This is a genomic window from Pseudomonas sp., from assembly GCF_035277045.1.
GTDB lineage: Bacteria > Pseudomonadota > Gammaproteobacteria > Pseudomonadales > Pseudomonadaceae > Aquipseudomonas.
This window is the reverse complement of record NZ_DATELE010000116.1, coordinates 1-8,072: the sequence shown is the minus strand read 5'-3', so window position 1 is coordinate 8,072 and position 8,072 is coordinate 1. Positions and strand designations below refer to the sequence as shown.

At 66.6% G+C, this 8,072-nt stretch carries 7 protein-coding genes, 1 tRNA gene and 1 pseudogene; 6 read left to right on the top strand and 3 right to left on the bottom strand.

Annotation, left to right across the window (positions count from 1 at the left end):
• Together VJS90_RS05170 and VJS90_RS05165 are read left to right on the top strand one after the other, a co-directional pair.
• Positions 1-596, top strand: a 596-nt coding sequence (locus tag VJS90_RS05170; protein ID WP_324119699.1) for an ATP-binding cassette domain-containing protein, incomplete at its 5' end; no start/stop codon positions are given.
• 212 nt (positions 597-808) lie between these two features.
• Positions 809-2,425: pseudogene (locus VJS90_RS05165) on the top strand (methyl-accepting chemotaxis protein).
• 61 nt (positions 2,426-2,486) lie between these two features.
• Here VJS90_RS05165 and VJS90_RS05160 read toward each other — a convergent pair.
• Positions 2,487-2,563 (bottom strand) — tRNA-Pro (locus VJS90_RS05160).
• Positions 2,564-2,630: 67 nt separating this feature from the next.
• Entirely contained in the window at positions 2,631-2,852 is a 222-nt protein-coding gene (locus VJS90_RS05155) for a YgdI/YgdR family lipoprotein (RefSeq protein WP_324119697.1), read from the bottom strand.
• A 195-nt stretch (positions 2,853-3,047) separates the two neighbouring features.
• On the opposite strand from VJS90_RS05155, the gene moaB reads away from it, so the two are divergent.
• Both moaB and glp read left to right on the top strand, forming a co-directional pair.
• Positions 3,048-3,587 (top strand): molybdenum cofactor biosynthesis protein B, encoded by a 540-nt coding sequence (moaB, locus tag VJS90_RS05150; RefSeq protein WP_324119696.1) that lies wholly within the window; start codon positions 3,048-3,050, stop codon positions 3,585-3,587.
• A 22-nt stretch (positions 3,588-3,609) separates the two neighbouring features.
• Entirely contained in the window at positions 3,610-4,797 is a 1,188-nt protein-coding gene (glp, locus tag VJS90_RS05145) for a gephyrin-like molybdotransferase Glp (protein ID WP_324119701.1), read from the top strand.
• On the opposite strand, the gene VJS90_RS05140 is transcribed toward glp, so the two are convergent.
• Positions 4,786-6,033, bottom strand: coding sequence for a glycosyltransferase family 4 protein (locus VJS90_RS05140; protein WP_324119694.1), 1,248 nt, complete (start codon positions 6,031-6,033; stop codon positions 4,786-4,788). The genes glp and VJS90_RS05140 overlap by 12 nt on opposite strands.
• A gap of 257 nt (positions 6,034-6,290) precedes the next feature.
• On the opposite strand from VJS90_RS05140, the gene yegS reads away from it, so the two are divergent.
• Together yegS and VJS90_RS05130 are read left to right on the top strand one after the other, a co-directional pair.
• The gene (yegS, locus tag VJS90_RS05135; protein WP_324119692.1) at positions 6,291-7,184 is read left to right on the top strand and encodes a lipid kinase YegS; all 894 of its coding nucleotides are present in this window, start codon (positions 6,291-6,293) and stop codon (positions 7,182-7,184) included.
• Between the two features lie 101 nt (positions 7,185-7,285).
• Positions 7,286-8,072, top strand: a 787-nt coding sequence (locus tag VJS90_RS05130; protein WP_324119690.1) for a chemotaxis protein, incomplete at its 3' end; no start/stop codon positions are given.

Here is an 8,072-nt window from a genome sequence, read left to right as displayed (position 1 = left end):
TCGACCTGTTGCTGCGTTTTCATGATCCGCAGCAAGGCCGCATCCTGCTCGATGGCCTGACGCTGACCGATCTCGATCCCGCCGAGCTGCGCCGCCAGTTCGCGCTGGTGGCGCAGAACCCGGCCCTGTTTCGCGGCACGGTGGAAGCCAATATCCGCTACGGCCGCCCCGATGCCAGCTGGGCGGACGTCGAGGCGGCGGCGCGTGGTGCCCATGCCCATGAGTTCATCCAGCAACTGCCTCAGGGCTATCAGACCCTGCTCGGGGAGGGCGGCATCGGGCTCTCTGGCGGCCAGCGGCAGCGCCTGGCCATTGCCCGCGCGCTGCTGGTGGATGCGCCCATCCTGTTGCTCGACGAGGCCACCAGCGCCCTGGATGCCCAGAGCGAGCACCTGATCCAGCAGGCCCTGCCGACGCTCATGGCGGGGCGCACCACCCTGGTGATCGCCCACCGCCTGGCCACGGTGCAGCACGCCGAGCGCATCGCGGTGATCGAGCAGGGGCGCGTGGTGGCGGTGGGCACCCATCGGCAACTGATCGAACAGAGCGCGCTGTATGCGCGCCTGGCTGCCTTGCAGTTTGGCGCCACGGCCTAGCGGGTGGCCTGTATGAAACCCCTTGTCACATTTTTGTAGCAATGCCCTGAGACTATCTCCCTCAGCTGTTGCGAGACGCTCGAAACTCGGCTGCCACCTTGCGATGGCAGCTTTTTTTTGGTCTGTCCTGGACGCCAGCGAACCAGGACAAGGATGTCTTTGCCGATCGGCGCCTGGGGCGCTGCTCCCCTATCCTTGTTCCGAGAGCTGTGATGTTGCGTAAATCCCTGAGACTTCAAATCCTCGCGCTGCTGGCGGGCAGCCTGGCCGCCATGCTGCTGATCGCGCTGGTGTGCTTTCAGTTTCTGTCCTCCAGCGTGCGGGGCTACGCCGACCTGGTCGATGGGCCGTTGCGGGCGTCGCAGTTGATCGACGAAGCCAACCTGCAGTTCAAGGTCCAGGTCCAGGAGTGGAAGAACGTGCTGCTGCGCGGTCGTCAGCCGGCCGAGCTGGACAAGTACTGGCAGCAGTTCCAGGCGCGCGAGCAGCAGGTCCAGGCCCTGCTTGGGGAGCTGATCGACAGCGGTGAGCCCGCGCTCAAGGCCCGCCTGCAGGAGCTGCGTGACACCCACCGGCAGCTGGGGCAGGCCTATGCGCGGGGCCGCGAGGCGTTTCTCGCCGCAGGGGCCGACCCTGCGGCGGGCGACCTGGCCGTGAAAGGCGTCGACCGCGCCGCCAGCGAGCAGATGAGCGCGCTGGTCGAGCAACTGCGGGTGGACGCCCGCGAGCGCGCTGCCCGGATCAGTAGCGGGGCCGAGCGGACCGTCTGGCTAGGGCTGCTGGTGATGCTCGCCTCGGCGCTGCTGGTGGGGCTGTTCAGCCTTTGGCTGGTCAACCGCAGCCTGATCGAGCCGATCCGCCAGTTGATCGACTATGTGGCGCAACTGAGCCAGGGGCGCTTTGTGGCGCGCGTGGAGAATCGCCGCGAGGACGAACTGGGGCGGCTGGCCATGGCGGCCAATACCCTGCGCGATTTTCTCGCCGAGAGCATCGGCCGCCTCAAGGACAACGCGGTCGAACTGGAAAGCGCCAGCGGGCAGTTGCGCAGCATTGCCGGTGACATGGCCCGGGGCACGGACGATCAGTTCCAGCGCACCGACCAGGTGGCCACGGCCATGCACGAGATGTCCGCCACCGCCCAGGAGGTCGCCCGCCACGCCGCCGAGGCCGCGCGCGCGGCGGACGACGCCGACCACAGCGCCCAGGCGGGCGAACAGGTCATGCAGTCCACCATCGACACAATCGCCCAGGTCAACCGCGAGATCGCCGGGACGGCCGCGGTGATCCGCCACCTGGAAAGCGACAGCACGCGTATTGGCAAGGTGCTCGAAGTGATTCGCGGCATTGCCGAGCAGACCAACCTGCTCGCCCTCAATGCTGCCATCGAAGCGGCGCGTGCCGGGGAGGCCGGCCGAGGGTTCGCCGTGGTCGCCGATGAAGTGCGCAGCCTGGCCCAGCGCACAGCGGCGTCGATCGCCTAGATCAACCAGATCATCGAGGCGGTCCAGTCCGGGGCGCTCGACGCCGTCAAGGCGATTGAAAGCGGGCAGCAGCGCAGCGAGGAGGGCGCCGAGCAGGTCCAGCATGCAGGGCAGATGCTGCAGCGCATCACCACGGCGGTGGAGGCCATCCGCGACATGAACCGGCAGATCGCCACGGCGGCCGAGGAGCAGACCAGCGTGGCCGAGGATATTTCCCGCAACCTGGTGGAGATTACCCGCATCGCGACGTCCAACCAGCAGGCCGTGCAGCACACCGAGCAGGCCGGGCAGCGCCTGCATGGGCTCTCGGGACAGCTGGGAGAGGTCACCTCGCGGCTGAGTGCCTGAGCGCTGGCAATGTCTCATGAAAAAGCCCGCGCAATGGCGGGCTTTTCGAATCAAGGGGATCTGGTCGGAGAGACAGGATTCGAACCTGCGGCCTTCTCGTCCCGAACGAGACGCGCTACCTGGCTGCGCTACACTCCGATAGCCAAAATCCTACCCGATCCTTTTATTTGCCGACAAGCCCCCGCATGAGGCGCTCGTCGCCAGATCACAGCTCCTTGACGGTGCGGATCTGGTCCTTGTTGATGCGGGTGCGCTTGCCGTCGAGCTGCTCGATTTCATAGAAGCCGGAGTCATCATCGAAATCCGGCTTGTCCACCGCCTGGATCTCGCGGCCGTCGTTGAGTGTTATGACGGTAGGCGAGGCGCAGCCGGCAAGGGCTGCAAGGCCCAGGGCGAGCATGAAAGCGGGAAGGGTCCGTTGATTCATCATCTTTCTCCAGTTCGATGGTGCCAGTTGTCTGTATGACGCAGGGGGTCATCGCAAGTTCCGTCTGCCAGTGCAGCATGGCGACGCCGGCCAGACCTTGACCCAGGGCAATGCCAGGGCCGGCCGAGCCAGTCGCCCGCCGGCCTGTGATATAAAAGCGGGCATTCCTCCCCTGCAATGGACCCACGCTCTCCCATGAAAGCCAAGGCAGATGTACCTTTCGTCGCGCTGAACATCGCCGTGCTGACGGTCAGCGATACCCGCACCCTGGACAACGACACCTCAGGGCAGATGTTCGTCGACCGCCTGGGCGCCGCCGGCCATGCGCTGGCCGCGCGGGTGCTGCTCAAGGACGACCTCTACAAGATCCGCGCCCAGGTCGCCACCTGGATCGCCGACGAGCAGGTTCAGGTGGTGTTGATCACCGGCGGCACCGGCTTCACGGGGCGGGACAGCACGCCCGAGGCTGTTGCCTGCCTGCTGGACAAGCAGGTCGATGGCTTCGGCGAGCTGTTCCGGCAGATTTCCGTGGCCGATATCGGCACCTCCACGGTCCAGTCACGTGCCCTGGCGGGTCTGGCCAACGGTACCCTGGTGTGCTGCCTGCCGGGTTCGACCAACGCCGTGCGCACCGGCTGGGATGGCATCCTGGCCGAGCAGCTCGATGTTCGTCACCGGCCGTGCAACTTTGTCGCTCACCTCAAGCAGGCCGCGCCGTGTGAAAGCCGTGGCTGAGCCGGACGCGAGCCGGCCGTTGATGCCGGTCGAGCAAGCCCTCGAGCGCTTGCTGGCGCTGGCCGATGCCGCGCCGATCGAGGGCACCGAGCAGGTACCGCTGGCCGATGCCGAGGGCCGGGTGCTGGCCATGGCGCTGGTGGCAGGCCTCGACCTGCCGCCATGGCCCAACAGCGCCATGGACGGCTACGCAATGCGCCTGTCCGACTGGCAGGGCGAGCCCTTGCCGGTCAGCCAGCGTATTTTCGCGGGCCACGCGCCAGCACCTTTGCAACCGGGTACCTGCGCGCGGATCTTCACCGGCGCGCCGCTCCCCGAGGGCGCTGACTGCGTGGAGATGCAGGAGAACGCCGAGGTGCTGGCCGACCAGCGGGTGCGGTTTCTCGCCCCGTTGAAGGTCGGCCAGAACGTCAGGCCGCAAGGCCAGGAAACCCGCGCCGGCGAAACCGTTCTCGACAAAGGCACGCGGTTGGGCCCGATCGAGCTGGGCCTGGCCGCGTCGCTGGGCTGCGCGCGGCTTGAGGTGGTGCGCCGGGTTCGCGTGGCGGTGCTGTCGACCGGCGATGAGCTGGTCGAGCCTGGCCTGCCCCTGGGCCCGGGGCAGATCTACAACAGCAATCGCCGCCTGCTGGCCAGCTGGTTGCAGCGCCTTGGCTGCGAAGTGGTCGACGTGGGCATTCTCGCCGATGACCTGGAACTGACCCGCCAGTGCCTGGCCGGGCTGGGTGATGTCGACCTGATCCTCTCCACGGGCGGCGTCTCGGTGGGGGAGGCGGACTACCTTGGCATCGCCCTGCGCGAGGCCGGTGAACTGGCCTTGTGGAAGCTGGCGATCAAGCCGGGCAAACCACTCACCTTCGGCCACTACCGCGGCGTGCCGGTGATCGGCCTGCCAGGCAACCCGGCATCGACCCTGGTCACCTTCGGGCTGCTGACCCGGCCTTACCTGCTGCGCCGCCAGGGCGTCCAGGCCGTCACGCCCTTGCAGTTCAGCGTGCCCGCGGGCTTCGACTGGCCCAAGGCAGGCACCCGCCGCGAGTACCTGCGCGGGCGTATCGAACAGGGCCAGGCACGCATCTACAAGAACCAGAGTTCGGGCGTGCTGCGCAGTGCCGCCTGGGCCGAGGGGCTGGTGGAAGTCAGGGAAGGGCAGACCCCACACTGCGGCGACAGCGTGCAGTTCATTCCCTTGAGCGAGCTACTTGGCTGAGCGGCCGAGCAGCGCGCCGATCGGGATGGCTTCGTCCGGGGTGAGCTGTTGCCTGAGGCGCAGGTAGACACTTTCGAGCTCCTGTGCCGCCACGCTCCAGTCGTGGTGCTGCCGGACGAACTCGCGCCCGGCCTGGGACAGCTGTGACATGCGCCACGGCTGGTTGAGCAGTTGGGTGATCTGCAGGGCGAGCTGATCGCCGTCGTTGCTGCCCAGGTAGTGCTCACCGTTGTTGACCTGCAGTCCCGAGACGCCCTTGCCGGTGGTGATCACCGGCAGCCCGGCGGCCATGGCTTCGAGGATCTTCACCTTGGAGCCACCGCTGTACTTCAGGGGCGCGAAAAACACCGCCGAGCGTCGTTGTAGCTCGCGCAGGTCGGGCCGGTAGCCGATCCATTCGATGCGTGGATCGTTCCAGCGCATTTTCCAGCCCGAGGGCAAGGCGTGGCCGGCGATGGCCAGGCGCACGGCAGGGTTGCTCATCCACACCTGCGGCAGAATCTCGTCCAGGGCCCATTCGATGGCCTCAAGGTTGGTGCCGTACTCGAAGTTGCCGACAAACAGCAGGCGCTGGCTGTGCAGGGCAGGCTGCACCTGCTCGTAGTAGGCGCAATCGACGCCATCGACCACGACATGCACCTCGCGCCCACTGGCCCTGTGTATCCGCTCGGCATCCAGGGTGCTGACCGTCACCACCTCGCTGGGCTGGCGCAGCACGCGCTGCTCCCAGCGCCGATGACGCCAGCGGTCGAAGGCATTGATCGGGCGCAGCCACAATGGCAGGCGCGTATGGCAGGCGGCATCACCGGATGACTCCAGGGTGTGCTCGCTGAGCAGGTAAGGCACGACGCGGGCCTGCAGGGCCTTTTCATACGGCTGGAAGCTGTAGCTGTGCTCGATCTGGATGACGTCCCAGGGTTCGTCCAGCAATTGCTCGAACTGTTGGCGCAGGCGCGGCGCCAGCCCGTTGATGGTCACGCGCATTGGGTAGTCGATGATCAGCGAGGCCAGCAGGTTCAACGGGCTGTGCAAGGCGCGCCGGGGCAACACGATCAGCCGTTCGAGCCAGGGTTCGAGTGCCTCGCGGGCGGTGTCGCTCAACGGCACCTTGGACTGCACCAGCAGGGTGATGCGGTGGCCCCTTTGCGCCAGGGCGCGTATGAGATGGTACTGGCGGGTCTTGCTGCCGCTGGTGGTGGGCCAAGGCAGGTAGGGCAGTGTCCAGAGTATGCGCATGAACCCCTCCTCCCTGTCAGGCGGGCGTGACGACGAATGGCAGGGAGCGGGCGACGTGCAGCCGACAAGGCTTGGCGTGGCGCGCCCATAGTTCTCAGTAAAGCGCAGGCGGCGCGCTTCGCCCAGGTATTCATTGTCCGTTAGTCATGCGGTCTGCGGCGCGCCTCTTCAGCCTGCCAAGTATTTTTCGCCGCCATGCAGCAAACCTTCTACCGTGATGGTCGAGATGGCGAACGAACTCATTTCTGGAGGCGGTGATGCACGAGCGCAAGGCAATGCTGATCCTGCATGGCAAGCAGGCACTGAACGAGGATGTGCGTGCCGCGGTGGGCACCGTGCGAGAGCTCGGATGGGCACTGGATGTGCGCGTGACGTGGGAGGGTGGCGATGCCCAACGGCTGGTCGGCGAGGCATTGGTGGCGGGTTACACGCATATCGTCGCGGGGGGTGGTGACGGCACGTTACGGGACGTCGCCGAAGCCATGGGCCTGGCCGGAACGTCGGCCAGCCTGGTGCTGCTGCCGCTAGGCACGGCCAACGACTTTGCCAAGGCCGCCGGTGTGCCGCTCGAGCCACTGGCTGCCCTGCTGTTGCTCGACACGCCCGCGCGGCCGGTGGACCTGGGGCGGGTCGGCGACCAGCTGTTCCTGAACATGGCCACGGGGGGCTTCGGCACCCAGGTGACGGCCAATACCTCGGAGGACCTGAAAAAGGTGCTGGGCGGCGCGGCCTACCTGTTCACCGGCCTGTCGCGGTTCAGCGAACTGCAGGCGGCCTCGGTGGAGCTGCATGGCCCGGATTTCCAGTGGCAGGGCGACCTGCTCGCGCTAGGTATCGGCAACGGGCGCCAGGCGGGCGGCGGCCATGTCCTGTGTCCTGAAGCGCGGGTCGACGACGGCTTGCTCGACATCAGCATCCTGCCAGCGCCGCAGGAGGTGGTCGGTGCGCTGCGTGACCTGCTGGCCGGCGACGGCCTGTTCGTGCGGGCCCGGCTGCCGTGGGTCGAGATCCGCAGCGCGAAAGGGCTCGACATCAACCTTGATGGCGAACCGCTGCAGGGTGACAGCCTGCGCTTCGAGGCGGTGCCCGGTGGGCTGCGGCTGCACCTGCCGCCCGGCTCGCCGTTGCTCGGTGCGCTGGCCGGGGCGTGATGCCTGGCTGACGATCTTGGCCATTGGGGTCAAGCTGTGTCCGAGGCGGCCGATACAGGACCTGCATATTCTTTTTTTCTGACAAGTCCTGGGGTTTTTCAATGGCTGGCATTCTTGACGCGGTAGACCAACGAACGCAGCTGGTGGGGGAAAACCGCCTGGAAATCCTCATGTTCCGCCTGGCCGGCCGCCAGCTGTTCGCGATCAACGTGTTCAAGGTGCAAGAGGTTCTGCAGTTGCCCAAGCTGACCCTGATGCCGCAGCGTCACCCATTCGTCTGCGGCGTGGTCAACCTGCGCGGGCAGACGCTGCCGGTGATCGACCTGTCCCAGGCCATCGGCATGCGTGCGCTGCAACCTGGCCCTGGCAGCACCATCATCGTTACCGAGTACAACCGCTCGGTGCAGGCGTTTCTGGTGGGCGGGGTCGACCGCATCGTCAACCTCAACTGGGAAGCGATCATGCCGCCGCCGACCAGCGCTGGGCGGCAGCACTACCTGACCGCGATCAGCAAGATCGACGAACAACTGGTCGAGATCATCGACGTCGAGAAGGTGCTGGCCGAGATCGTGCCCTACAGCGCCAAGGTCTCGCGCGACAAGCTGGAAGATCCGGTGCTGGCGCGCGCCCGCGGCCGCGAGGTGTTGCTGGTGGATGACTCGAGCGTGGCGCTGGCGCAGTTGCGCGACACGCTCTCGCAGATCGGCGTGAAGATGCATGTGGCCAGTGATGGCCTGAAGGCCCTTCGCCTGCTCAAGAGCTGGGCGGACGCGGGTGAGGACGTCTGCGAAAAGCTGCTGATGGTCTTCACCGACGCCGAAATGCCCGAGATGGACGGTTATCGCCTGACCACCGAGATCCGCAACGATCCGCGCTTGCGTGGGCTCT